The sequence below is a fragment of the Chitinophaga sancti genome (assembly GCF_034424315.1).
GTDB lineage: Bacteria > Bacteroidota > Bacteroidia > Chitinophagales > Chitinophagaceae > Chitinophaga > Chitinophaga sancti.
Genome location: NZ_CP139972.1, coordinates 1,889,723 through 1,914,900 on the forward strand (window position 1 = coordinate 1,889,723; position 25,178 = coordinate 1,914,900).

At 45.0% G+C, this 25,178-nt stretch carries 22 protein-coding genes; 10 read left to right on the forward strand and 12 right to left on the reverse strand.

The window, feature by feature from the left end; genetic code table 11:
• Positions 1-140 precede the first annotated feature (140 nt).
• Together U0033_RS07180 and U0033_RS07185 are read right to left on the reverse strand one after the other, a co-directional pair.
• Entirely contained in the window at positions 141-1,055 is a 915-nt protein-coding gene (locus U0033_RS07180; RefSeq protein WP_072362485.1) for a helix-turn-helix domain-containing protein, read from the reverse strand.
• Positions 1,056-1,063: 8 nt separating this feature from the next.
• Positions 1,064-1,921 carry an NmrA family NAD(P)-binding protein gene (locus U0033_RS07185; RefSeq protein WP_072362484.1) on the reverse strand — a complete coding sequence of 286 codons (858 nt, stop codon included), beginning with the start codon at positions 1,919-1,921 and terminating at the stop codon, positions 1,064-1,066.
• Between the two features lie 93 nt (positions 1,922-2,014).
• On the opposite strand from U0033_RS07185, the gene U0033_RS07190 reads away from it, so the two are divergent.
• Positions 2,015-2,458: a YqgE/AlgH family protein gene (locus U0033_RS07190; RefSeq protein ID WP_072362483.1), complete on the forward strand. Its 444-nt coding sequence runs from the start codon at positions 2,015-2,017 to the stop codon at positions 2,456-2,458.
• A 48-nt stretch (positions 2,459-2,506) separates the two neighbouring features.
• On the opposite strand, the gene U0033_RS07195 is transcribed toward U0033_RS07190, so the two are convergent.
• The 3 genes from U0033_RS07195 to U0033_RS07205 form a co-directional block, all read right to left on the reverse strand.
• The gene (locus U0033_RS07195) at positions 2,507-3,253 is read right to left on the reverse strand and encodes an SGNH/GDSL hydrolase family protein (protein WP_143150760.1); all 747 of its coding nucleotides are present in this window, start codon (positions 3,251-3,253) and stop codon (positions 2,507-2,509) included.
• A 143-nt stretch (positions 3,254-3,396) separates the two neighbouring features.
• On the reverse strand, positions 3,397-3,996 hold the full coding sequence (locus U0033_RS07200) for a hypothetical protein (RefSeq protein WP_072362481.1): 600 nt from the start codon (positions 3,994-3,996) through the stop codon (positions 3,397-3,399).
• A 269-nt stretch (positions 3,997-4,265) separates the two neighbouring features.
• The gene (locus tag U0033_RS07205) at positions 4,266-4,607 is read right to left on the reverse strand and encodes a hypothetical protein (protein WP_218164042.1); all 342 of its coding nucleotides are present in this window, start codon (positions 4,605-4,607) and stop codon (positions 4,266-4,268) included.
• Positions 4,608-5,070: 463 nt separating this feature from the next.
• Here U0033_RS07205 and U0033_RS07210 point away from each other — a divergent pair, with 463 nt between their 5' ends.
• Both U0033_RS07210 and U0033_RS07215 read left to right on the forward strand, forming a co-directional pair.
• A complete protein-coding gene (locus U0033_RS07210) occupies positions 5,071-5,316 on the forward strand; it encodes a hypothetical protein (RefSeq protein ID WP_072362479.1) in 246 nt (81 codons plus the stop codon).
• 116 nt (positions 5,317-5,432) lie between these two features.
• Positions 5,433-6,644, forward strand: a complete 1,212-nt coding sequence (locus U0033_RS07215) for a flavin monoamine oxidase family protein (protein ID WP_072362478.1) — start codon at positions 5,433-5,435, stop codon at positions 6,642-6,644.
• Positions 6,645-6,780: 136 nt separating this feature from the next.
• Here the strand turns inward: U0033_RS07215 and U0033_RS07220 are convergent, their stop codons facing one another.
• Positions 6,781-7,338, reverse strand: coding sequence for a hypothetical protein (locus U0033_RS07220; protein WP_072362477.1), 558 nt, complete (start codon positions 7,336-7,338; stop codon positions 6,781-6,783).
• Positions 7,339-7,514: 176 nt separating this feature from the next.
• On the opposite strand from U0033_RS07220, the gene U0033_RS07225 reads away from it, so the two are divergent.
• Entirely contained in the window at positions 7,515-8,375 is an 861-nt protein-coding gene (locus U0033_RS07225) for a DUF4421 family protein (protein WP_177318622.1), read from the forward strand.
• Between the two features lie 42 nt (positions 8,376-8,417).
• Here the strand turns inward: U0033_RS07225 and U0033_RS07230 are convergent, their stop codons facing one another.
• The 5 genes from U0033_RS07230 to U0033_RS07250 form a co-directional block, all read right to left on the reverse strand.
• Positions 8,418-8,882, reverse strand: coding sequence for a hypothetical protein (locus tag U0033_RS07230; protein WP_143150759.1), 465 nt, complete (start codon positions 8,880-8,882; stop codon positions 8,418-8,420).
• 158 nt (positions 8,883-9,040) lie between these two features.
• Positions 9,041-9,511 (reverse strand): hypothetical protein, encoded by a 471-nt coding sequence (locus tag U0033_RS07235; protein WP_072362474.1) that lies wholly within the window; start codon positions 9,509-9,511, stop codon positions 9,041-9,043.
• Positions 9,508-9,885 (reverse strand): SRPBCC domain-containing protein, encoded by a 378-nt coding sequence (locus U0033_RS07240; protein WP_072362473.1) that lies wholly within the window; start codon positions 9,883-9,885, stop codon positions 9,508-9,510. The genes U0033_RS07235 and U0033_RS07240 overlap by 4 nt, the downstream gene beginning before the upstream one ends.
• Positions 9,886-10,032: 147 nt before the next feature.
• The gene (locus tag U0033_RS07245; RefSeq protein WP_072362472.1) at positions 10,033-12,336 is read right to left on the reverse strand and encodes a family 20 glycosylhydrolase; all 2,304 of its coding nucleotides are present in this window, start codon (positions 12,334-12,336) and stop codon (positions 10,033-10,035) included.
• A gap of 166 nt (positions 12,337-12,502) precedes the next feature.
• Positions 12,503-13,102, reverse strand: coding sequence for a pseudouridine synthase (locus U0033_RS07250; RefSeq protein WP_072362471.1), 600 nt, complete (start codon positions 13,100-13,102; stop codon positions 12,503-12,505).
• A gap of 78 nt (positions 13,103-13,180) precedes the next feature.
• Here U0033_RS07250 and U0033_RS07255 point away from each other — a divergent pair, with 78 nt between their 5' ends.
• A complete protein-coding gene (locus tag U0033_RS07255) occupies positions 13,181-15,649 on the forward strand; it encodes a glycoside hydrolase family 127 protein (RefSeq protein ID WP_083571576.1) in 2,469 nt (822 codons plus the stop codon).
• A complete protein-coding gene (locus tag U0033_RS07260; RefSeq protein ID WP_177318621.1) occupies positions 15,646-17,019 on the forward strand; it encodes a M61 family metallopeptidase in 1,374 nt (457 codons plus the stop codon). Before U0033_RS07255 ends, U0033_RS07260 begins: the two co-directional genes overlap by 4 nt.
• Here U0033_RS07260 and U0033_RS07265 read toward each other — a convergent pair.
• Positions 17,016-17,582, reverse strand: coding sequence for an RNA polymerase sigma factor (locus U0033_RS07265; RefSeq protein ID WP_072362469.1), 567 nt, complete (start codon positions 17,580-17,582; stop codon positions 17,016-17,018). The genes U0033_RS07260 and U0033_RS07265 overlap by 4 nt on opposite strands.
• A gap of 161 nt (positions 17,583-17,743) precedes the next feature.
• On the opposite strand from U0033_RS07265, the gene U0033_RS07270 reads away from it, so the two are divergent.
• The 4 genes from U0033_RS07270 (at position 17,744) to U0033_RS07285 (ending at position 25,127) form a co-directional block, all read left to right on the forward strand.
• Positions 17,744-18,883 carry a FecR family protein gene (locus U0033_RS07270; RefSeq protein WP_072362468.1) on the forward strand — a complete coding sequence of 380 codons (1,140 nt, stop codon included), beginning with the start codon at positions 17,744-17,746 and terminating at the stop codon, positions 18,881-18,883.
• Positions 18,884-18,999: 116 nt separating this feature from the next.
• The gene (locus U0033_RS07275; RefSeq protein ID WP_072362467.1) at positions 19,000-22,410 is read left to right on the forward strand and encodes a TonB-dependent receptor; all 3,411 of its coding nucleotides are present in this window, start codon (positions 19,000-19,002) and stop codon (positions 22,408-22,410) included.
• A gap of 11 nt (positions 22,411-22,421) precedes the next feature.
• Positions 22,422-24,362, forward strand: coding sequence for a RagB/SusD family nutrient uptake outer membrane protein (locus U0033_RS07280; protein WP_072362466.1), 1,941 nt, complete (start codon positions 22,422-22,424; stop codon positions 24,360-24,362).
• 21 nt (positions 24,363-24,383) lie between these two features.
• Positions 24,384-25,127, forward strand: coding sequence for a DUF3823 domain-containing protein (locus U0033_RS07285; RefSeq protein ID WP_072362465.1), 744 nt, complete (start codon positions 24,384-24,386; stop codon positions 25,125-25,127).
• Positions 25,128-25,178 lie beyond the last annotated feature (51 nt).

The window sequence follows — 25,178 nt, forward strand, 5'->3', positions numbered from 1 at the left end:
AAGTACGTATTAAAAGTGAATTGCAAAATATGATTGAAAATGGTTGGACGCTAAAAGGTTTTAACAAACTGAAAATCAACAATATTATAGGATAAAATTATAACAATCAAATAACACCGGGAAGGGGGAATAGCCTGCTTTTAAAATAATTTATGAAAAGATTGCCTGAACGCTAAAGGAGATAAATTCGTCTTTGTTTTAAATAACTTACTAAACGATTGCGGATGCTCAAATCCCAGTTGATACGCAATCTCACTCACCGATAAGCTCGTCGTTGATAACTGTAGCTTCGCCTTCTCTATCAGTTTTTCATGGATCAGTTGCTGCGTATTCAGGCCCGTCAATGCCTTCAGCATCCCGCTTAAATAATCTGCAGAAACATGCAGTTGGGTTGCTATACTACTCACCGTTGGCAGGCCTGCTACCGATTTAAAATGTTCCTCCAGCAAAGTATCCAATTGCTCCAGTAACTGATGACTACTCTTCCTTCTCGTTAAAAACTGTCGTTGATAAAACCGTTCTGAGTAATTCAGCAAAGACTCCAGCAATGATATAATAATATTATGACTAAAGGAATCAATATTCGCATGGATCTCCTGCTCAATATTATTCACCAGCTGCATCAGCGTATTTTCTTCTTTGTCAGAAAGGAACAGGGCCTCATTTACTGCATAATCAAAAAATGCATACTGCCGCATCTTCTTCGCCAACGGGGTATTCCAGAGAAAATCAGGATGTACCATCATCATCCATCCCTTTGCATTGATCAATGTTTGCCGGTCTATTTCCATCCCAAACAATTGCCCGGGGGCCATAAAAGACAAAACCCCTGCATCAAAATCATATTCCTGCTGCCCATATTTTACCTTCACCCCTTTTGCAAAATTCTGCTTCAGGGCAATCATGTAAAAATCAGGTACCAGTACCTTTGGTTCAAAAGCCGGTACATCTGTGATCGTCTCAAACTGCACCACACTGATCAAGGGGTGCCCCGTCAGCGGCAATCCCCTTAACTGATGCAGTTCGCTGATGGATTTTACGTTGTAAACTTGCATATTCAAATTTAGTAAGCCGCCGCAAATAAAGGAGCAAAATCCTTCAGCTTTCTCTTTCCCAGTACAGGGCGATGTTCAAAGTATTTTGTCTGAATCTCCCCTGTATGTTGCGCAGCCTGCATCTCCACCAGCATAGCGGCCAGTTCCTTTGGCATCCCCATCATTTCCATGCCCTGCTGTACCTGTTCTGAGGGCAATGCAGGCCATTGCAGGTCGGGTTTGCCAATCGCTGTTCCCAATATATGCGCGGCTTCGTTACAGGTTAGTTCATCACTCGCTACATAGCGAATTTTAACGCCAGTTGATGCAGGCATTTCCAACTCCTCCACCACGACATCTGCAATGTCTTCCGGTGACACAAAAGCAATCAGATCATCTCCTCCATAGTTAGACATGATCATGCCATAGGTTTTAATCATACCAATAAAACCATAAAAATTAGAATAGAATGAACCCGGTCTTAAATGGGTAACAGCCACATCAGAAAAATGATTAAAGAAAGCTTCTGCACTGTGATCTTTGATCACTTCCGCCGCCCATCCACTCAGGTTAATCACTCTCTTTATGTGATTGGCTTTTATCGCTTCTGTATAATTATTTGCAATACGGGAAAAGTATCCCAGCTGATCGGGCTCCGTCATACTAAAAGGAATCATGCAATACACTGCATCTGCACCCGCAAATGTTTCGTTTACAAATTCTCCGTCCTCCAGGCTTCCGATAGCCGGATCTGCACCCAATGCTGTTATGGTTGAAGCTTTTCCGGCATCGCTGCTGATTACTGTTACGTCATGTCCTTTTGCTATCAATGAAATTGCCAATGGCTTGCTGATATTCCCTAATGATCCTGTTACAATGATCTTCATATAATTGTGATTTTATACAAAAGTAGTCGCACGAAAAAAACCGCACGTAGCCCAAAACGGCTTACTTGTATCCAAATCCTGTAACTTTAGGGAATGAAAGCAGGGCAATTCTTACACGCCAGTTCGCTCCTGGACGAAAGCATATTTGAGCAGGCAATCATCTTCATTACAGAACATAATGATAAGGGAGCAATGGGGTTCATCGTCAACAAACAATTTTCCAGGGGGCTTACAGAACTGGAAGAATTTAAACATGGTATTCCTTTCCCTTTATATGAAGGCGGCCCTGTAGACCAGGAACATCTTTTCTTTGTACACCAAAGGCCAGACCTGATCCCCGACGGTTCAGCGATTACAGAAAAGGTATACTACGGCGGAGATTTTAAAACCGCCGTAGCACATATTAATACACGGGTCCTTACAGGACACGATATCAAAATATTTATAGGGTATTGTGGCTGGGATAATGAAGAGCTGGAAGCAGAAATTGCAGAAGGCAGCTGGAAGCTGACTGATGCCGGAGAAATATTTGACTAAGTTTAAAAAAACAGGTAAGTCCTTCTCCCAAAAATTCAAGCTACTTTGCTACTTTATCACCCCCTGAAACACTGCATGATCCGCTATCTTATGATATAAGATATTATGCCCGGCATTATTCAGGTGAATGCCGTCTCCATAAGCCAGCGTAGCTTTAATGGTTCCATCCTCAGCAGTCAGTGTATCATACACATTACTGAAATGGTTTCCATAAGCAGATACCATTTTATCGTTCAGTGTCTTTAACCGCGTTCTGTGCGCGGCATCCGGGAAGTTCCTGGGCTGGGTACCGAAGATAATATACTGCACCTTTGCTGAATCCAGCAAGCGCGCCATCTCCTTAAAATTATCCAGGATCTCATCATCCGTATAATCATTTGCCACATCATTGGTAGGATACGACATGATCACCAGCGAAGGACGGAAAGACAGGGCCGCAGTAATATTATGTAAGGTATCTGTGGCTGGCCGGCCAGACTTGCTAAAGCTCTTAGGCACTCCCTGGAAAGTAGTCAGTCCTACAATTCCGAGGTTGTAATAGGTCAGGAACCGCTTATTCTCCTTCGTGGCCAGTTTTAACCTGTTTACCCAGGAAGAATCAGCAGGACTAGCCCCCATGCCCGCGGCAGTAGAAGAACCAATAATAACGATGGTAGCAGAATCTGGCTTAGAAGTTACCGGGTTACCTGGGTTAGAAGGGTTAGTGCCGGGATCTTTAATATCAGCATTCTCACTTTTCCCACATGCAAAGAGAAGGGTTGCCAAAACAAGGCAGCTATATAGATTACGTTTCACCAAGTAAAGATATTACCGCAAATCACACCGCAGTTCACACGTTCATGTTATCCGGCATAGCGAATAAATTTAATTTATCGCCAAAACATATATATTACTATTTTTTAATCAAAAACAACTTAAAAACACCCCAAAGGCAGTCTCTACAACTCTTCTACCCTCCTATACTGCATCAATTTTACAGTTGCCGGATCCAGCTCATTAAAAACCACCCCCAGGTATCTTTTGACAAGTTTACCCGGCACCCGGAACTCCCTTTCAAATCGTATGATCTCCCTGATCTCTTTTTCTGATAAACCATCCTCCCGCATTTCTTCCAGCTCTTCTTCCTCAAACAGTGGTTCATCCGGGGATTCCTGTTCCTCTTCCAGTGGGGTTCCGAATTCAAAAAACACTTCCTTTTCCGAGCCATGTTTAGTGCGAATCCGCTTTCCCTCTTTAATCACAGTATACCCATACTGCCCTACACTTGCATTTTGTAACAACGCTCCTATTTCCGCCTCCGGAAATAATGCTACCAAAGCCCTTGCCTTTGCTGCCAGGCCTGCTCCCAAAAACTCAAATGGCAGGTCTTTCTCCACCAGGATCAAACAGCCATTATACTCCCCTGCAAACAAGGTCTGGGGCTTGTTCGTATCGAATAAACTGACCACTTTCTCCGGTTCAAGGTCTTGCATTAATAACGCTTCCACATCCTTCACACCTGCTCCTTTTACAAACACATAATACTTATTCCATGCCATTGGCTACCGCTTTATAAAAATGACTGTTTATGATATCTCCATTTCACGCAAATAACTATCATTAACGCCTACTCTCAATATGACTATAGAGTCGAAAAACTTTTCGACCCCGTCGCTTTCAGGCATTGGATGCAGGCAATAAACCGCCTGTTCAAAGATTTGCATATTAGCATGCCTTTGATCAGGCGGGGCTTGCAGGAAATAACCGGAATGATAACAGTGAAAATGTTGCGGCAGAATTAACAAACTGTCGTGTAACAGTAGTAAGATTAAAGCAGTGAGATCCGCTGCTCTAACAATCTGATCTTCCCCATCCAATAGCCTTTGGCTTCTTCTCTTTCCCTGTTGGTTTCCTGTCGCAGCTGTTGCAACTCACCATTATAAATGGTAATCAATCCATTCAGATGCGTAATCATGCCTTCCTTGGTATTAGGTACATACCCTGGGCCGGAGCAACCGCATGAGTGAAATGCAATGCCCACGGAATACAATAAACGCAGGTGTTCCCACGCTTTGATCTTTCCTTTTCCGGGTGCCTCAAAGTCCATTCCCATATCGGCCATCAGTTCCCCGCAATCGGGGCACCTTGCCAGTTTTGCATGAGTATGCACGCCCCCGGAGCAGGAACAATTGTCAGAATTACGCCTTTTAAAGGTCTTTCGGCATTTAAAACAAGCATAGTGTGGCTTGTATACGGAAATTCCATATCGACACATATATACAGTTAGTTGGGTAAAGTGCCACAAAGATAAAAAGCTCAAACCATAGCATTTCTTTATAAATTGTTATAATTTATTTGCATAAGCCCCACCCCATGGGTGTTTCCAGCAATGTTCCAACATAAAAATTGTTACAGCCCGCCCCTCAAAAGCCCAAATTTTAACAAATACGTAACTTTTTACACTGAGGAGCTTCATTATAATATAAACAGCAAATTATCCCGGGCAAGAAATACTGTTGTTAATAAAATTATCTCGGGCCGGGATAAAGGAAAATTGTTTGCTGACAGATTCAAAGGAATAAAATGATTATCTGCAAGGATCAAATGGGCCTTGAAAATCTTATCTTTATTTCATGAGCAACACCTATCAACCCATTAATTGCGATTACTACGACCGTCTTGAAGCCTGGGCTACCATGCGCACCATCTGCCTCATCCGTTTCAAATCAGAAGACGGAAAAGAACAGGAAGTATCTTCCCGCATTGAAGACCTCTTTGTACTGGAAAAAGTAGAATATATGCGACTGGAAAATGGGCTTGTATTAAGACTTGACTCCCTCATCGATGTTAATAATATTCCCCTGCCCAACCATTGTTAAAAGCACGTATAAGCATTCGTTACATTATTGCCCGTCATCGTTTATTAATGCATAAGGCTTTCAGATTGAAAATTTCTACCTAAAAGATTTTTCTTCGAAAATCTTACATTTACAACATGTCCGCTCAAAAAGAAATCATCATCATAGGTGCCGGTGCCGCCGGGCTTATTGCAGCCAAAGAACTTTCCGCCCAATATAAAGTTACCGTACTGGAAGCCCGGCCGGAAGCGGGTGGCAGAACGACTACCCAATACCCTGCCCCCGGTGTTCACATCGAAACAGGCGCTGAATTCATTCATGGTGAACTGCCCATCACTCTTTCTTTACTGAAAGAAGCAGGCATTCCCTACCATCCCATCAATGGTGAAATGTACCTCTCTGAAAACGGGGAGCTGAAACAGGAAGAAGCATGGATTGAAGACTGGGATCAGCTGCTCGATCATATGAGCAAAGCCCCTGAAACGTCTACCATGCTGCAATTGCTGGATCAATATTATCCGGCAGATCAATTTGCCGCATTGCGTAACCACGTACAGGGCTATGTACAGGGCTACGACCTCGCACCTCTGGATAAGGTAAGCGTAAAATATTTGTACGATGAATGGACCTTGGAACAGGGTACCAATTACAGGATTGAAAACGGCTACACCTCCCTGATCAATTACCTGAGCAAGGGTATCAACCTGATCACCAACCAAACCGTGCAAAGCATCACCTGGGCAAAAGACCAGGTAACCCTTACTACCCAGGATCGTAGTTACACCGCAAACAAGGTACTCATTACCGTTCCTGTCAATATCCTTCAAAACGAAAGCATCCAATTCAGTCCTTCCCTCCCTGCCTACACAGCTGCTGCACGGCAAATAGGCTGGGGTACGGTGATCAAATTCAACCTGCTATTCAAACAGGCCTTCTGGAAAAGAGATATCGGATTTGTATTGAGTGATGAAACAGTGCCTGTCTGGTGGACACAATCAGCAGACAGTTTAATCCTTACCGGATGGCTGGGAGGCCCGGATGCAGAAGGCCTGCAAAAGGATCTCTTAGAAAAGGCATTGAGCTCCCTGGCTAACATATTTAATATACCCAACATTTCAGACCTGCTGGATCAAAGTTTCATACATAACTGGTCTACGGCGCAAGCCATACACGGTGGTTATTCCTACGGCATGCCTTTTTCAGAACAGGCAAAAGCAGTATTGACCACGCCAGTAGCAGATACGATTTACTTCGCGGGCGAAGCCCTCTACACTGGCGACAGCCCCGGCACCGTAGAAGCCGCCCTGCACAACGGGAAAGAAATGGCACGCAAAATAGGGGCTAACTAAAAAGTAAAATAAAGACAATGAGAATTGCGTAAAAGCCATTTCGTCTCCATTACCCACCCGGGAGGGGGTACCCTTTTTAGTCGGCCCCAAACGCCTTCATACATAAAGACTTCAATATCTAAATACCTCCATTCACTCAATGCTTAGGCTTAGGGATCACCTTATACTTCCCATCTTCTATCAGCTCCTTCAGCCATACACCATATTTCTTTTTATTCACTTTCTCGTTATACTCCTCATCCAGCACCACTCTTCCCTTCACTATTTCATAATAAATGTAAGGCACATAATACACAGAATCAGCAGAGGGATACGGCGCTACCGTATACGCACCGCCCACTTCCAGATTCTGGTCATGGTCATAATCCCTGATATCAGAAGATACTACATTTGCAATTGAATCAACTTTGGAATTGTTTACACTAAAAATTATCAGATCTTTAACGTCTGCGCGGCGGCTTACCTCCAGGAATAAAAATACATTGCCGCCATTTTCAATGAGTTTGTTGCGTCTGCTGTCTAAGAATTCCGCGCCATTACTCAACAGAAAAGCACGGTTGCCATTTACAAAAATGGTTCCTTTATTAATATTAACTTGCTGGGCCTTGCTGCTCACAAAGTGAAAATTCGATTTCTGCCCAAAAGCTGGCAGGGCTATAAATGCCAGCAGGCAATGTCTGAGTTTTAATTTCATAGTTTTGTAGTTAAAATCGGGTAGAAACTTAAACATTTTTTAGTAAAAAACCTTTAACTGATTACTGTTGTTCTAAAATCATGTGGCGTCATCTTTTGCTGTTATTTTTATTACCTACAACACTGTATGCACAAAAAACAGATTCAGCCTATATTCAAGCATTTCCACGGAAAAATATGGTTGAGCTATATGGGGGTACCTATAGTACCACCTTTAAATTTCGCACCCGCGGCAACAGGCAGAGTAATTACAAACTGGTCGTGAACAGCAGCGGTTCCATCGGGGCCGATGTGAGCTATAAATGGATGTACCTGCAATATACCTTCAACCTGCCGGGTACAGAGCTGGACAACAAATCCAAATATCACTTCCACCTCATCAGGATCATGTTTGGCAGTCATGCCGTGAGTGTAGAGCCCTTTTTTAATGCCTATAATGGGCTCTTAATCCCCTATAAGGAGCACAAAGGATATGAATCCTTCCAGGGTATCGACTTTACCAATGCGGGCCTGGATCTCTCTTATTATTTCAATCACCGTAAATATTCCTACAAAGCTGCTGCTTCCTTTAGAGAACAGCAACTTCAATCTGCAGGATCCGCATTTCTTACAGCCACCCCTTTCTGGCACCAGATCAGGTGGAAAAATCCTACGCCACAACTTATTTCAGACTCACTGACTTATAATTTACTATCCTCCAATCCATCCTGGCTCTCGCTGGTATTTAAAGGTGGCTACACCCACAATATCGTATTGGGCAATCATAACTGGATTATTGCGCCAGCAGTCCTGGTGGGTGCTGGTGTCCTTCATGAAATAAATAGAAATAATGACCGCTTGCAGGCGGTGACTGATTTTCAGGGATGGGTTAATGCAGGGTATAACGGAGATGAGTATTATGCTTACCTCAATGCTGCTTACGATAACCTGAACACCAACCTGCTGGTAAAGGATATGCACCGGAAGGATTTCAATCTAAGCCTGACGCTGGGTTACCGGTTTGCCCATCTGCCCAAAAAGATCTTAGGTATATTATAATAAAAAAAGCCGCAATCGATGATTGCGGCTTTCTAGATCTTATTATTGCTGTTGCGTTTGCGGCTGATCCTGGGGCTGTGACGGCTGCTGTTGCTGTTGCATTCGCTGTTGTCTGCGCTCCATTCCCTCTTTGTAATAATTCCTTTTGGCATCATACACAGCCTGGTCACGTTCCCTCTTCAGCTGTCTTACTTCCAGCCTCCGTTCTCTTCTACTCAGGTCTTTATCCATTTTTACAGAAGAGATCCTGTCTGCATAGTCATTTTTAATGTCCATTACCTGCATATCCAGTTTGGTAGGTCTGTAAGGAGCAGCGTAGTAAGGATAGGGATAACCATAGCCGAATCCCCAGCCAAATGGTGAGTAGAAGGGGCTGTAGTAACCACCACCGTAAATGATCGTTGTACGTCCACCACCATGAAAGCCGCCGCCACCATGTCCTGGGCCCATTGCAAAGGCGCCTGTGGCCATTACTGTCATCGTTAACGCAATTATTATCTTTTTCATGACTCCTCCTTTTCTTTTTATAGTGATTAGACTATGGTTTAAAGGAAAAATTTAATGGTCAGAAGATTTTAGCAAATCGTTAACAATTTGAGGATCAGGGCACTAAAGCAGCTTACGTGCCAGGCATAAAAAAAGCAGGCCAGTGCCTGCTAATTCATTTACAACTTTTCCAATTCCTTTGTATACTCGTATTGCAAATCCTCGTGCTGGCTCTCTATCGCCTTCTTTATCTTCTTTATCTGCCCCAGGTAAATGGTCGTTAACGCCGGGCTCTCCCCTACCTTAATACCAGCCTTCTTTATCTTCATCAGGAAATACAATAACAACTCAATCTCCGCCACCTTCGATCCTGTATATTTTATCTGCTTGCTCACCCCTCTCAGGATCTTCCTCAGGTACTTTTTTACATAGTACAAATTCGTCTTTGGCTGTGCCGCAAAAGCTTCGTCCATTTCCAACTTCACTGCAGCAATATACCCCTGCAAATCACCCTCCTCAAAAAGCAGGTAAGACAGCAGTTCCTTGTTGTCATTCTTGAACTTGGCCAGTCGCAAACATACCTCCATCAGCCGGGCTGGCGGCAATGCCTGCAATTCCTTTTTTAATTCACTGATACTGGCTGGCTTCATGAATAGAAATCAATCAGTGCCCCGAAATACGCCTCATTCCATCCATCTACAATATCATCAAATGCCTCATCAGGAATATTGGTATGCTTCAGTTCCACATCCGTTCCTTTCTTATCGGGATGCAGTATAATGGTCACAATAGAATCTTCTTCCTGCTCACCAAAATACCATTCCTGCACTATCTTCTTATCTTCCTCAAATTCCAGGTTCATGCCCACAATACTATCCCCCCAGAGAGAAAACTCTGTTCCCGGCTCGGTAGACATCTCCGCAGGTTCGCCAGACCATAACTGGATGGTATATTGATTGGTCAATGCCTTGTACAAATCCTCCGGAGGTGCCGGCACGATAAAATGCTTTTTGTAATCCTTCATGCTGCAAAACTACTTTTTCTAATGCAATAAGCCTTATAAAAAAACGGGGTTATACCAAATGTAAAATTTCCCGGACAGAACGCAGTTTTGTTTGCACAAAACGCTATGCCTTTAAATCACTTTTGATAAAACCCCGTTTCTAAAAATCTACTTTGCTACCTGCAACCACTCATCCGGTATCCGCCCTATCTTACCGCCATTCACCCGGTACTCCAGCTTCAGCGTATAACCACCACCGCCTTCTACAAACTTCACCTCTATAGGATGCAGGCCTTTCTGCAGCGCAATCTGTCCACTCTTCTGCAACGGCGCATGCCAGCCATCATTGTCTACTACCTTCTCACCATCAATGTAGAGGTTCGCACCATCATCCGCAGTCAGGAAGAAACTGTAAACGGTTGTTTCCGGTACATTGATAAAGCCTTTGAGCGTAGCACCAAATGGCCTGCCACCATGCCCAATACTATCAGGCATGATCACATTATTTACAAACCCTGTACTATCCGGTGTAGCCGGCAGGGTAGTCACACCCCTGTACGCAGCATTGAAATAATCCAGTTTCAGGCCCTGCTGCAAACCACTTACCCCGGTCGGTTTGAAGAAAGTTTGCGGCTTAAAATTCAGTGTGTAGATCTCACCATGTACACCATTGGGCTTAAAGGCCGCAATGCGCAGGGAGATCTTACCTGGAATGATATAATCAGCCGGCAATTCAGGTGATTTCATCGTTGGCAATGAGCCATCTGTAGTATAACGGATCTTCATTTCAGGAGAAGGCTTTGCTATCTCCAGCCTGGTTTTCCCTACAAATACATTCTCTTCGGTAAACCCGTCCAGATCTGGCATACGAAAGTTTACTTTCATCAGGTCCAGGCGTTTGTACTGCGTCATGAGACGCTGTGAGTAAGCATCAAAATCAGGTTTATTCGTCCACAATAATTCAGACAAGGCTGTCATACGAGGCATATACATAAAGTCTGCACGCTTTTCTGAAGGAATATTTTCTGTCCAGATATTTGCCTGTGCGCCAATAATAAATTTACCTTCCTCAGCAGTCAAACCCTTTGGTACCGGTTCGAAATAGTATATATTAGAGATAGAATTCCTGTCAGGAATATTATCAAAGTACAAGGGATTACCCGGTGTCATGATCACGTAGTTCCCGTTCTTGGCGGCATGTATGGGTGCTGATGGTACCCAGGTTCTCCAGTACATTACCATGGCCGTAGGACTTACACCACCTTCCAGGATCTCATCCCAGCCAATCAGTTTCTTGCCTTTGGAATTGAAGAACTTTTCCATTCTCTTCACAAAATAACTCTGCAGTTCATCAACGTCTTTGATCTGATGTTCTTTCATGAAATCCTGTACACCATCAAAGTGCTCCCAGGTAGACTTGTCCACTTCATCAGCCCCCAGGTGGATGTATTGGGAAGGGAACAATGCCGCGATTTCAGTAAATACATTCTCTGCAAATTCGAACGTAGATTCTTTACAAGGGCAGATCGGGGTGGTAAATAATTTACCCCATTTCACGCCACCCTGGCAACTCAGGAAAGGATATTCCCTGATAGCAGCCATCATATGCCCAGGCATATCGATTTCAGGAATAATTTCGATATGGCGTGCTGCTGCATAAGCAATCAGGTCCTTCATCTGGGCCTGGGTATAGAACCCGCCATACAGGGTCTTGCCATCTTTATGAATGATATGGGAAGGATCGATCGCCATATCCGGATTGGTTTTGGATTTCTCCATACAAGCGGAATCCTGGTTGTTAAATTCACGCCATGCCCCTCTTTCTGTCAGCAAAGGATATTTCTTAATTTCAATACGCCATCCCTGGTCATCCGTCAGGTGAATATGAAATTTATTCATCTTGTACAAAGCCAGTACGTTGATGAATTTTTTCAGATAGCCGATAGAGAAAAAGTGACGGGATACATCCAGGTGCATACCACGCCAGCCATAAGCCGGATGATCGGTGATGTTCGCAGCAGGAATCGCTATCTTAGCCAGTTTGGTAGTCGTACCTTCTACGGCTACCGGCATCAGCTGGCGCAATGTTTGAATAGCGCGGAACATACCGGTAGGTGTTTTAGCCCCAACCTGTATTTCCTGGGTGCTGATCGATAAAGTGTAATCTTCTTCTCCAGCCAGCTGATCATTCTGCGTCAGTACGATGCTGCCTGCACCTGCTTTGGTGCCTGCCGGCAATGCCTGGCCCAGGCCTTGCTTAATGAGCGCCTGTAACTGTGCCGCCTCATTGCTGAAGGTCTTCCCGGCCGGTACAACCAGTTTCGTTTTCGTGGTAATGACAAATTCTCCTGCCTGTGGCACCAGCTGTTGCGGATAAGGAATAATTCCATAACGGGATGGTGTGGCATCCTGGGCATGTGTTACCTGAAAGAAAAGCAGGATACCCAGTGCCAGTGCACTTTGTTTCAACATAAATTACTTTTAAGCATGATAAGGAAGCTAGCAAAATAGCAACAATATTGGTGTCAAACTGATGCGATATTGCTAAATGATAGGGGAATATTAGCGATCGGCCACGAAGGTCCTGAATATATCCTACTTTTTAATTCCTGCGCCCCGCTTTACAAAGAACCCTTATTTACCCAGCAGCATCCTCAATTTTCAACAACCGGAAAATCGTCTCCTCATCCATCTCCTGCACTTCCCCCGGTTGCAGATCACCTAACAGCAAATCTTCTATTGATATCCTGATCAGTCGCTTAGTCTGATGCCCCACTGCCGCCGTCATCTTCCTCACCTGGTGAAACTTTCCTTCCGTGAGTGTAATAGTGATCCAGGTCCTCGGCAGGTACTCCTTCAGGTCGTGCGCCCGAGGCCCTACATTATCCGGCTTCTCCACAATCTGCACATCACAGGGAGGCGTTACATAATCCACCCCGCCTTTGATCCGGATCGTCACCCCGTTACGCAGCTGTTCCAGCGCCTCCGGGCTCATGATCTTAGCCACCATCACCAGGTAAGTACGTTTATGCGGTTGATCACTTTCAAATAATAAACGGGTGACCTTCTTATTGGTAGTTAAAACAAGTAAACCCTCAGAATGGTTGTCGAGTCTGCCCACGGCATGAATACCTTCAGGAAAATCATAATCCAGTTCGCCCAAAAGATGTACTTTGTCAGGGCTTACGAACTGCGAGACCATGTCGTAAGGTTTGTTAATAATGAAGTAGCGGTACATAAAATTCTGCTAATATACAGGCAAATCTGATTAATATCTATTTAACCCATTCCCGGGGGAATCAATAATTTCATCCCTATGAAGATAAAGACACTCATCATCGCAACACTTGGATGCTATACCGGCCTCCAGGCACAGGTGAAAAAAGATTATCCCATACAACCTGTAGCTTTTACACAGGTACAGGTTACGGACAATTTCTGGGCGCCCAAGATCAGGGTTAATGCGGAAGTAACGATTCCCTATACCCTGGAACAATGCCGGAAAACCGGCCGTATCGACAATTTCAGACGTGCAGCACATAGCATTCCGGGCGACTCCATGACAGAATATACCTTCGATGATACTGACTTATATAAGGTAATTGAAGGCGCTTCTTATGGCCTGCAGGTAAAAAAGAACCCGGAGCTGGAGCAGTACCTCGATTCCCTCATCGCCATTATCGGCGCTGCCCAGGAAAAAGATGGGTACCTGTATACTTTCCGTACCGTGAATGCCTCCCATCCACATGCATGGATAGGCAGCAAAAGATGGGAGCTGGAAGAAGACCTGAGTCATGAACTGTATAATGCCGGCCATCTCTACGAAGCCGCAGTAGCGCATTACCAGGCAACAGGCAAAAAGAGCCTGTTAAATATTGCTACCAGGAACGCGGATCTCCTGGTGAAGACGTTCGGTTATGGTAAAGAAGAAAAATGGCCGGGCCACCAGATCGTAGAAACAGGGCTCACTAAATTATACCGCGTTACCGGTGATACCGCCTATTTACATCTTGCTAAGTTCTTTTTAGATGTACGCGGACCAGGATCTCCTTATAGCGGTGAATATAACCAGTCCTTCACAAAAGTGGTGGATCAGCACGAAGCCAAAGGCCATGCGGTAAGAGCCACCTACATGTACACCGGTATGGCAGATGTTGCAGCCCTTACGGGTGATCAGCAATACCTGCATGCAATAGATGATATATGGAATGATGTGGTGAAAAAGAAGCTCTATATCACCGGCGGTATCGGTGCCACCGGCAATGGCGAAGCATTTGGTCAGGCATACGAACTACCTAACATGAGCGCCTATGCGGAAACCTGCGCAGCCATTGCAAATGTATACTGGAATAGCCGGATGTTCCTGCTGCATGGCGATGCCAAATACATCGATGTACTGGAACGTACTTTATACAATGGATTATTATCCGGCGTTTCACTGTCAGGTGATCGTTTCTTTTACCCCAATCCACTGGCATCCATGGGCCAGCATCAGCGAAGCGCCTGGTTTGGATGTGCCTGTTGTATTTCAAACATGACGCGATTCCTCCCCTCCATGCCGGGTTATATTTATGCGCAGAACCAAAACAATCTCTATATAAATTTATTTGCCGGGAATACTGCACGAATTAATTTACCTGCAGGTCCGGTAATGATCCAACAGATCACTAACTACCCCTGGGATGGCAACATAAATATTGTTGTAGCACCGGTGAAAGTAACGACAACAGTGACTACAGCAAACGCCAACACTACCACAACTACTGAAACCACTAGCGCTGAAACCATGAAATTTGCACTCCACATCCGCATTCCCGAATGGGCCAAAGGTGTGCCCGTGCCCGGTGATCTCTACTACGATGCAGATAGTGCGAAACTCAAAAAATACACCATCCTCCTGAATGGCCAGCCTGCTGTTTACAAAATGGAAAAAGGCTATGCTGTTATTCAGCGTACCTGGCAGTCAGGCGACAAAGTAAGCCTCTCCTTCCCCATGAGCGTACAAAAGATCATGGCTAATAATAAGGTTGATGCTGATAAAAAACGCTTTGCTTTAGAACGTGGCCCTATCATGTATTGCCTGGAAGGTCCGGATAATAAAGATGCGACAGTACAAAATATTGTCGTGAATAAAAATGCAAAGGTCTCTCCCGTTTACAAATCTGACTTATTAAACGGCGTTACAGTGCTTGAAATGGATGGCTCCTCTTCCAGCCGCCAGCTAAACACCAACGCACTCATTACCTCTACGCAAACGGTAACGGCTATTCCGTATTACGCATGGGCAAACCGAGGCCCCAGCGAAATGGCGGTATGGATCCCTTACGAATCCTCTGCCGCAAGACCTAAACCGGCACCCACCATTGCCTCTAAAGCAACAGTGAGTGCTAGTATCAAAAATAAACGCATGTTCATGGCGCTGAATGATCAGTACGATCCTGTAGATGCACATGACAATGCTGCCCTTTATCTTCATTGGTGGCCTAAAAAGGATACACTCGAATGGGTGCAATACGATTTCGATCAGGCCTACACCATTTCAAGTTCTAAAGTATACTGGTATGATGACGGTCCATTCGGCGGATGCAGGATCCCTGCCAGCTGGAAACTATACTACAAAAAAGGTGATGAATGGATTCCTGTGGTCAATAAAACACCTTACGAAGTTGTAAAAGACAAATACAATAGCGTAACTTTTGAACCGGTAAATACAACTGCCCTAAGACTGGAAGTTCTATTACCAAAAGACAATTCATCAGGTATTCACGAATGGAGTGTACAATGATAAAAACCTTTGCCACAGTAATAGCTTGCTTCATTGCAAATTGTTCAATCGCACAAAGCCTGCAATATACCATCACCCTTCTTCCGGGAAGGGTGCATGTTGCTATTGCCAATACGAATGCACAGGTATTCAAAATGCCCCGCTGGACACCCGGCTATTATCAATTCATTTCTTTCCCTGAAAAAGTCAGCAACTTCAAAGCAGGTAAAAACACCATTGAGTACGATGTAAAAGCTGATTCAGATTTCGTAGCAGCCGCTTATGCAGACAATGAACGTGCACTACTAAACCTCACCGGCATCTGCATGCATCCTGAAAATATCAAACAGGCAGTCCAGCTAAAAGTTATCACGCCGGAGGGTTGGTCTGTCGCTACCGGCATGGATAAAAAAGGAGCATACTTCACCGCGCCTGACTTCGATATTTTATACGACAGCCCGCTTTTATGCGGGCGCCTGGATAGCTTGCCAACCTTTACAGTAAAAGGTATCCCTCACTACTTTGTCGGCCTGGGCTTTGCAGACTTCGACCGCCAGGCATTCATCAATGACCTGCAGAAGATTGTTAGCACTGCTGCCAGCATCATTGGCGACATTCCTTATACACATTATACCTTCTTAGATTACGGCAAGGGGCAGGGTGGTATAGAACATCTCAACTCTACCACCATCAATTTCACAGGCCAGGGCATGGACAAGCAGGAAACGAAGCTGCGTAACTACAGCTTCCTGGCCCACGAATATTTCCATCACTACAATGTAAAGCGTATTCGCCCTATCGAACTCGGACCATTCGATTACGAACATGGCAACAAAACAAAAATGCTTTGGGTTGCAGAAGGGTTAACGGTGTATTACGAATACATCATCGTACACCACGCAGGGCTCAGCACCGCACAGGAATGCCTGCAGCAGTTCCGTAGCTCACTCATGGCCTACGAAACTAAAACAGGAAAACTACATCAGTCACTGACAGAAAGCAGCTGGGCTACCTGGGAAGAAGGACCTTTTGGCGGAGATGGGATCAGCTATTATGACAAAGGGCCACTCATAGCCCTACTACTTGACCTGCAAATAAGACAGGCAACAAAAAACAGGAAATCCCTCGACGATGTCATGCGTGGCATCTACAAAAAGTATTACCAGCAATTACAACGCGGCTATACAGAAACTGAATTCCGGCAAATGTGTGAGCAGATAGCCGGTATGCAACTCACCGAACTATTTCAATATGTCAGCACCACAAAAGAAGTTGATTATAATAAATACCTGGCTTATGCAGGATTGAGGCTCGAACCTGAAACTTATGAATTCACCAGACTGGAACATTACGATACAATGCAGGAAAAAATTTACAACAGTATCTTCTAAAACAAAAATATAGATATCACCTTCAACATTGTCCTAAGATGGTGCAGCGCGTAAGTGATCTGGTTCTCAACAGTCCGCTTGGAGATGCCCAGCTTACCCGCTATCTGATCATTGGACAAATGTTCCTGCCTGCTCAAAATAAATACCTCCCGGCAGCGTTTAGGTAGGCCTTTTACAACCTCCTCCACATTATTCTCCAGCTCCTGTCGCGACAACTGCTGGTCACCTTCATTCTGGCAGGCGTAATGATCCAATTCCCCGATATCTTCTTTAAACTCCACCGGCCTCACCTTCTCCTTCTTCAAATGTCTGTACACGTGATACCGGCCCGCCGCTTTCAGGTACGCCGAGAATGAAAGTATTTCCAGATGTTCTCTTTTCAACCAGATGTTCAGGAAAATGTCGTGGGTGATTTCCTTACTGACTTCCCTGTCTTTTAGCTGGAAAAATACAGTTGTGTACACCGACTGCCAATGCTTCTTGAAGAAGTACGAAAAGGCCGCCTGATCCCCCCTTAAAATTGACTCCCAAAGTTCATGGTCTGATAAATGGCCTAAGGACATGTTAAATGGACATAACGTAGTGTGGAATAAAGGTAGCACTTTGGCGGAGATAATTCTTTTTTTTTCCGGCCCGGCCTGCCAGCAAAAAAAATTTCTGAATTTTATGTGTGTGCGGACAAAAAAAGGTCTCAAGTATTATAAGATACCTATAAATCAAACAAATGACTCCACGGGAATTCTTTTTGCTATACGAAAAACTGATATCAGGCACCATTACAGCCGATGAAAAACAACGACTGCTGGAATATACCGACCAGATAGAAGCAGAAGAACACCCCTGGCAGGCAGAAATGGGTGACAAAACCGAAATAGAAAACGAAATTCACGCATTGCTGGAAAAGGAGATCAGGCCTAAAAAACGAACCAAAATCAGGATACTGACCACTATTCTTACAGCTGCCGCAGCCGTGACCGGTCTCGTCATCCTCTTTTCATCCATCTATAAGAACAACTCAAAACTGCAACCGGCCGCACCTAAAACTCTTGCATCCAACAACAAGGTAACGCCCGGTAGCAACAAGGCTATCCTCACCCTGGCAGATGGCTCCACCATCACGCTGGACAGCGCCAGTGCAGGTTCCCTGACCACAAGAAACGGCGTAACAATTAAACAGGTTCAGAATGGACTAATAGAATATAACGACAGAACAGGTACAAACGCAACATCCTGGAGCACGATCTCAACCCCTACAGGCGGACAATACCAGATCGTACTCGAAGATGGCACCAAAGCATGGCTCAATGCCACCTCATCCCTAAAATTCCCAACCACCTTCAGGAACAATGAAAGGCTAGTGGAAATAAGCGGGGAAGTATATTTTGAAATTGCTAAAGACGATTCCAAACCATTTAAGGTGAACTTTAATGGCAACACCATCACTGTACTGGGTACACACTTCAACGTCATGGCTTATAAAGACGAGGCGAAGAGTAAAGTCACCCTCATACAGGGCGCTGTCAAAGTCAACAACCGCTCCGGCGAACAATTACTGAAACCGGGTATGCAGGCACAGATCACAGATTCTATCAGTCAGATCACCACCTGCAAAGCGAACTTAGAAGAAGCAATAGCCTGGAAGAACGGCTATTTTACTTTTGACCATGAAAACATACAAAGCATTATGCGAAAACTTGCACGCTGGTATGACGTAAGGGTAAATTACCAAGGCGACATGAACGGAAAGATCTTTTCCGGCACTATTTCACGTTTTGATAATATTTCGGAAGTACTCAGCATGATCGAACTAACCGGAACCATTCACTTCAAAATTCAGGGACGGGAACTAACAGTATTACCTTAACATAATATATTCATTACCAATACAACCGATGCAGTTACTGCACCGGAACGGAAGTCGTATTCCATAAAAAAAACTGACAGACAACAATACATTCATAAATTCCAAAACGTACATCTATGCGATGCTATCTACAATTTAAGAAGCCATGGCAATTCCACGTGCCATTGAAACTGCTACTCAAAACTTTTCTCTTAGTACTTTTTACTGCCGTTCAGGTACACGGCCACGCGCAAAATGTAACCATATCGGAGCATAATGTGCCGCTGGAAAAACTCCTGATGGATCTGAAAGAACAAAGCGGTTATAACTTTCTATATAATTCACCCATGCTCGCCAGCGCCCGCCGGGTAAGCATTTCAGTGACTAACTCTCCTATTGATGAGGTGCTGCGCCTTTGCTTTAAAGACCAGCCGCTTGATTATACAATCAGGCAGAAAACCATTATCATCAGGCAGAAAGATAAACCAGTTACACCTCCCGCTCCTCCCGCCGATATCACTATCAGCGGCAGAGTGACCAACGATGCCAACGAAGCATTGCCTGGTGTAAGTATCGGTATCAAAGGCAGCGGCAGAGGTACTACCTCCGATGCTAATGGTAACTTCGTACTCCATGTACGCAGTGAAAACGATACCCTGCTCTTTACTTTCATCGGCTTTGCGCCCAAAGAAGTAGTAGTAGGCAACCGTACACGTATCGACATTAAATTAACTGCTGAAAATAAATCCCTGGGGGAAATAGTGGTGGTAGGTTACGGTCAGCAAACAAAGGCCACCGTAACAGGTGCGGTAGCCGCCATTAAAAGCGCAGACATCGTCCGCACCAAGAACGAAAACGTAACCAACATGCTGACTGGTAAACTGGCCGGCGTACGTATCGTTCAGAAATCCTCAGAACCAGGTACCTTCAATAACTCCTTCGATATCCGTGGTATGGGTGATGCCTTAATCATCATCGATGGTATTCCACGTGATAACATGGCCCGCCTGAACCCTGACGACGTTGAAAGCATCTCCGTGCTGAAAGACGCTTCTGCTGCGGTTTACGGGGTACGCGCTGCGAATGGTGTGGTACTCATCACCACCAAAAAAGGTAAAGCAGGCACCAACGTTATTAACTACAGCGCGAACTTCGGTATTCAAACCCCGATCGGTTCCCCAAAGAGCACCAGCGCTGCTGACTGGATGACCCTCGCAAACGAGAAATCCATGCATAACCAGAACGGTGGCACGCTCCGCTACTCCCTCGATGAAGTAGCAGCCTACAAAAATGGCACCAAACAAGGTACTGACTGGTACAAAGCCGTGATCAGACCTTCTGCCCCTATGTCTCAGCACAACCTGAGCACCAGCGGCGGTTCTGACAGGGTGCAGTATTATGCATCACTCGGTTACCTCTCCCAGGAATCTTTCCTGCGTAGTAACAGCAACAGCTATAAACGCTACAACTTACGTTCAAACGTTACCGGTAGAATCACTGACAGACTGAAAGCTGATTTCCAGCTGAATGGTGTGTTCGATGAGTCTAACAAGAACTACGAAAGCACTGACTGGATCATTCGTTCTATGGAAAGATCCGCTGCTATCCAGCCTATCTACGCGAACAATAACCCTAACTACCTGCAGGTAGGTACCGTAGATGGTTCTAACCCGGTAGCAATGGCAGATGCCAATCAGTCCGGTTACAGGAAATATGGTAACAAATGGTTCCAGTCAAACGTAAGCCTGGAATACGATGTACCGGGCATCACAGGTCTGCGCGCAAAAGGTATGTTCGGTTACGACTACCAGTTGCTCGACAACAAGATCTATAAAAAACAATACAACCTTTACAATTACGATGACGCAGCAGCATCCTATAACGCTACTGTGAACCAGAGTCCAAGCAATATCCGCAGGGAATTCTATACCAAACAATCCATCCTGACACAGTTCTCCCTGAACTATGTCCGTACATTCAACGAAGTACACAACCTGAACATCCTTGCACTCGTAGAAGGTCAGCACCGTCAGGGCGATAACATCTTTGCAGCCCGCGATCTCTCCCTGCTGCTGGATCAGTTGTCTGCAGGTAATAGCGTGAATCAGCAAGGTAGTATGTCTACCGGTAGCGGGGATCTGTATGACTATGCAAACATCGGTTATGTAGGTAAAGCAAACTATAACTACAAAGGAAAATACCTCGCTGAGTTCAATTTCCGTTACGATGGTTCTTCCCGTTTCGATAAATCTCACCGCTGGGGCTTCTTCCCTTCTGGTTCCGTAGGCTGGCGCTTTACTGATGAAGACTTCTGGAAAAACCTGGATGTGAAATTCATCGATAACGCGAAATTCCGTGCATCTTACGGTGTACTCGGTGACGATAACGCTTCTACTTACCAGTGGTTAAACGGGTATACTTACCCTGCAGGCGGCGATTACAACAACCTGCCTGGTGGTTCCGTATTCAATGGTTCATACGTGAACAGTGCCGTTAGCACCGGAATCGCAAACAAGAATATTACATGGTATACTGCTAAAACGTTTGACGTAGGTCTGGACCTCACTTCCAAAAATGGTATGTTTGGTTTGATCGTTGACTACTTCCAGCGTAAACGCAGCGGTTTGTTAACCACACGTACCGTAAGCCTGCCGTCTGTAGTAGGTGCAGCACTGCCTCAGGAAAACCTGAATGGTGATATGACCCGTGGTATCGATATCGAAATCACCCACCACTACAAGATTGGTGAAGTGAGCTACAATGTAAGAGGTACCTTCGGTTTCACCCGCACACAGTACACTTACCAGGAATCCGGTAAATACGGTAATAACTACAACGAATGGAGAAGCAATAACAACAACCGTTACTCTGACATGGTATGGGGCTTCAAAGGCATCGGCCAGTTCCAGAGCTACGACGAAATTGCAAACAGCAAGGTTAAATACGACCAGGGGACACTGCCTGGTGACTACAAATACGAAGACACCAACGGCGACGGTATCATTAACGACCTTGACTTACAACCTATCAGCTACAGCAACAGACCTATGTTCTCCTTTGGTCTGACCATGGATGCCAGCTGGAAAGGATTTGATGTAGCCCTCTTGTTCCAGGGTGCAGCAAAAACTTATGTAAACTATGTAGAGATCTTAGCAGAACCAATCTGGGGCTCCAACTATTCCAATGCCCTCGACCAGTTCATGGACAGATGGCACCCGGTAGATCCTACCGCCAATCCATATGATCCTAATACTAAATGGGTGAAAGGTAAATATGCCTACACCGGTTCAGTAGCTCGCGGTAACTCTACCTTCTCCTGGTTAAATGCCAGCTACCTGCGTCTGAAAACTGTGGAATTAGGCTATACACTTCCTGTATCCCTGCTGAAACGCGTGGGTATCAAAGGCGCAAGAGTATATGCTAACGTCTACAACGCTCACACCTGGTCAAGCATGAAATTCATTGATCCGGAACATCCAAGTGATAGCTACGGTAACGTATACCCACTCAACCGTACTTATAACATGGGCTTCACCATCAATCTTTAATTCTGGTTATTATGAAAAAGTTTAAATATATCTTACCATTCATACTGGGTTTTTCGCTCTTTTCCTGTACCAAGCTGGATATTTCTCCTACCAATATCATCCAGGACGGTGATATCTTCGGTTCAGAAGCTGGTATCAACTCTTACATGGCAAGGATCTACAGCGAAATGCCGATAGAAGATTTCCGTTATAGTCCAAACTACCTGTTCAATCACTTCTGGGTGTTACAAGTGCCCAGCACCATGGCCGGCGAAGCACTTTGCCGTGAAATAAGCGGCGCTAAGAACGAGTCAACTTCTACTGACTTTGGCGATACCTGGAGCGATTTATATACCGTGATCAGGGAATGTAATTACTTCCTGGAAAACATTAAGAACTACCAGGGCAGTTACACCGCCGCTACGGTGAATAAATACAAAGGTGAGGCCTACTTTATCCGCGCCTTCACTTACTTTGCACTGGTAAAACGCTATGGTGGCGTACCGCTGGTAACACGCGTACTGAACTACCCGGCAGAATCTATCAATGATGTAGACATCGCCCGCTCTTCAGAAGAAGATACCTGGAAACTGGTAGCTGCGGACTATGATAGTGCCATAGCTTTGCTGCCAACCAGCAACCAGACAGGTCGTGCCAATAAATATGCTGCTTATGCCATGAAAGCAAGAGCCATGGTACACGCAGGTTCTATTGCAAAATACAACACCAGTTCTTACATCGTAGGTGGTGTACGTCTTTGTGGCCTCAGCTCCGACCTTGCAAAAGAATACTACACACAGGCTTACAATGCAGCCCTGGCAGTAGATGCAGGTGGCTACTCCTTATATATGAATGACTGGGCTGCCGGTGATAAAACCGCGCAGTACAACAACTTCAAAAACCTGTTCTCCAAAGCAACCAGTTCAGAAGCCATCTTTGTAAAACAATACAGCTATCCTGAATCCGTACATGGCTATGATGCCTACAATGTACCTGCTCAATACAAAGGTGCAAACGGGTATTCTTCTGAAACCAATCCTACCCTGGATTTCGTGGAAATGTTCGATGGCTTCCCTAAAGATGCAAACGGACATGCGGATGTATACAATGCAGATGGTACCTATAAACTGTACGACAGCACCATGCAGTTCTTTGCCAATGCTGAACCTCGTCTCAGGGCTACTGTGATCCTGCCAAACGATCAGTTCAAAGGCACTGCCTGCCAGATATGGAGAGGTATCTATACCGGTACTTCCTCCTCAGCTATCTCCCGTTTAATTCCTGAGAACAGTACTGTAAAGTATGAGAACTCTGCCAGCGCATCAGTATTAGCTACATCATCCAATGGTAGTCAGACAGCTTACACCCTGCATGACGGTACCAAGATGAATCCTTCAGGTGCAGCAGGTGTATTCTATGGTGATAATACCTGCGCAATGTCTGGCTTCAGTGTGAGAAAATGGCTGAATGAAAACATGGCACAGTCCGAAGTCCTGGAAAACAGATCCGTACAACCATGGCTGGAAATGCGCTATGCAGAAGTACTGCTGATCCGTGCAGAAGCTGCAGCAGAATTGGCTTCCCTGGGTACTGCCGATTACCTGAACGATGCTTATACCAGCATTGACAAGATCAGAACCCGTGCTGGTGCCGACTTACTGAGCGGTGCAGAAAAAGCTTCCACAGATGCTTTCATCGCAGCAGTACGTAAAGAACGCCGTAAAGAACTGGCATTCGAAAACAAAGCATGGTGGGATTTAAAACGCTGGAGAGTGATTGGCACAGAACAATCCAATACCCGCTGGCGTACCCTGATGCCATTCTATGCTGACCGTGCAGGTAAATGGTTCTTCGATGCACGCTACGATGAAAGAGGCAGTACATTCACTTTCGATACCCGCTGGTATTACCAGGAACTGCCTGGATCAGCGATTACAACCAGTACTAAGGTGGTGCAGAACTCAGGTTATTAATACACTTAAATTTTGAAGACGATGAAAATTCAATATATAGTTTTGGCGCTGGGATTATTTTGTTCCTGCACAAAATATGATAATAAGGATAAGCCTTCCATGGTATTGAAAGGTTTGATTACAGACTCGATCACAGGCAAGGGCCTGCAAACCCAGGTAGGTGATAATGGGGTGCGGTTCAAACTGCTGGACCTGAATTATTCAGCAAGTCCTACTCCGTTCTATTTCACCACGCAGCAGGATGGTAATTTTGAATGTTCCGTTATTCCTGCGGGCAAATATAACGTGACACCCCAGGGGCCTTTCGTGCCACTTGTACAAACCGACTCCAATGGGGATACCACGAAGAATGCCAGTGTAACGATCGATATCAATGGTACCGTTACACAGAACTTCACCGTAGTGCCTTTCCTTGAACTGGAATGGGTGGGTAGTCCTGTAACCAATGCGGATAATACCATCACCGTTCAGTTCAGGGTTTCCCGCGGCACCACGCTGCCGGCTTACCAGAAGAACCTGACGAATATTTACCTGTTCGTAAATTCTTCCAGCTATAATGTGGGCGATAATAATTATGATTCACGTTATACGGTGGCAGTCAGCAACCCAAGCTCACAACTGGGTCAGACAATTACGGTGACCACACCGGTATTACCTTTTAAGAATGCAACTTATTACCTGAGAGCGGCTGCGAGAATCGACTATAGTATCGAAGGCGTAAACAGGTATAATTATAATGAGCCAATTGCGGTAAAAGTACCGTAAGGCCTTTGTGCTAATTTCCACTCTCTAACAGCAACTATGTTTGCTGTCTAC

Excerpts from the sequence above, each read along its gene's own strand:
- U0033_RS07180 (WP_072362485.1), bottom strand. The coding sequence starts at position 1,055 with ATGCAAGTTTACAACGTAAAATCCATCAGCGAACTGCATCAGTTAAGG.
- U0033_RS07185 (WP_072362484.1), bottom strand. The coding sequence starts at position 1,921 with ATGAAGATCATTGTAACAGGATCATTAGGGAATATCAGCAAGCCATTG.
- U0033_RS07190 (WP_072362483.1), top strand. The coding sequence starts at position 2,015 with ATGAAAGCAGGGCAATTCTTACACGCCAGTTCGCTCCTGGACGAAAGC.
- U0033_RS07200 (WP_072362481.1), bottom strand. The coding sequence starts at position 3,996 with ATGGCATGGAATAAGTATTATGTGTTTGTAAAAGGAGCAGGTGTGAAG.
- U0033_RS07210 (WP_072362479.1), top strand. The coding sequence starts at position 5,071 with ATGAGCAACACCTATCAACCCATTAATTGCGATTACTACGACCGTCTT.
- U0033_RS07215 (WP_072362478.1), top strand. The coding sequence starts at position 5,433 with ATGTCCGCTCAAAAAGAAATCATCATCATAGGTGCCGGTGCCGCCGGG.
- U0033_RS07220 (WP_072362477.1), bottom strand. The coding sequence starts at position 7,338 with ATGAAATTAAAACTCAGACATTGCCTGCTGGCATTTATAGCCCTGCCA.
- U0033_RS07225 (WP_177318622.1), top strand. The coding sequence starts at position 7,515 with ATGGTTGAGCTATATGGGGGTACCTATAGTACCACCTTTAAATTTCGC.
- U0033_RS07230 (WP_143150759.1), bottom strand. The coding sequence starts at position 8,882 with ATGAAAAAGATAATAATTGCGTTAACGATGACAGTAATGGCCACAGGC.
- U0033_RS07235 (WP_072362474.1), bottom strand. The coding sequence starts at position 9,511 with ATGAAGCCAGCCAGTATCAGTGAATTAAAAAAGGAATTGCAGGCATTG.
- U0033_RS07240 (WP_072362473.1), bottom strand. The coding sequence starts at position 9,885 with ATGAAGGATTACAAAAAGCATTTTATCGTGCCGGCACCTCCGGAGGAT.
- U0033_RS07245 (WP_072362472.1), bottom strand. The coding sequence starts at position 12,336 with ATGTTGAAACAAAGTGCACTGGCACTGGGTATCCTGCTTTTCTTTCAG.
- U0033_RS07250 (WP_072362471.1), bottom strand. The coding sequence starts at position 13,102 with ATGTACCGCTACTTCATTATTAACAAACCTTACGACATGGTCTCGCAG.
- U0033_RS07255 (WP_083571576.1), top strand. The coding sequence starts at position 13,181 with ATGAAGATAAAGACACTCATCATCGCAACACTTGGATGCTATACCGGC.
- U0033_RS07260 (WP_177318621.1), top strand. The coding sequence starts at position 15,646 with ATGATAAAAACCTTTGCCACAGTAATAGCTTGCTTCATTGCAAATTGT.
- U0033_RS07265 (WP_072362469.1), bottom strand. The coding sequence starts at position 17,582 with ATGTCCTTAGGCCATTTATCAGACCATGAACTTTGGGAGTCAATTTTA.
- U0033_RS07270 (WP_072362468.1), top strand. The coding sequence starts at position 17,744 with ATGACTCCACGGGAATTCTTTTTGCTATACGAAAAACTGATATCAGGC.
- U0033_RS07275 (WP_072362467.1), top strand. The coding sequence starts at position 19,000 with ATGCGATGCTATCTACAATTTAAGAAGCCATGGCAATTCCACGTGCCA.
- U0033_RS07280 (WP_072362466.1), top strand. The coding sequence starts at position 22,422 with ATGAAAAAGTTTAAATATATCTTACCATTCATACTGGGTTTTTCGCTC.
- U0033_RS07285 (WP_072362465.1), top strand. The coding sequence starts at position 24,384 with ATGAAAATTCAATATATAGTTTTGGCGCTGGGATTATTTTGTTCCTGC.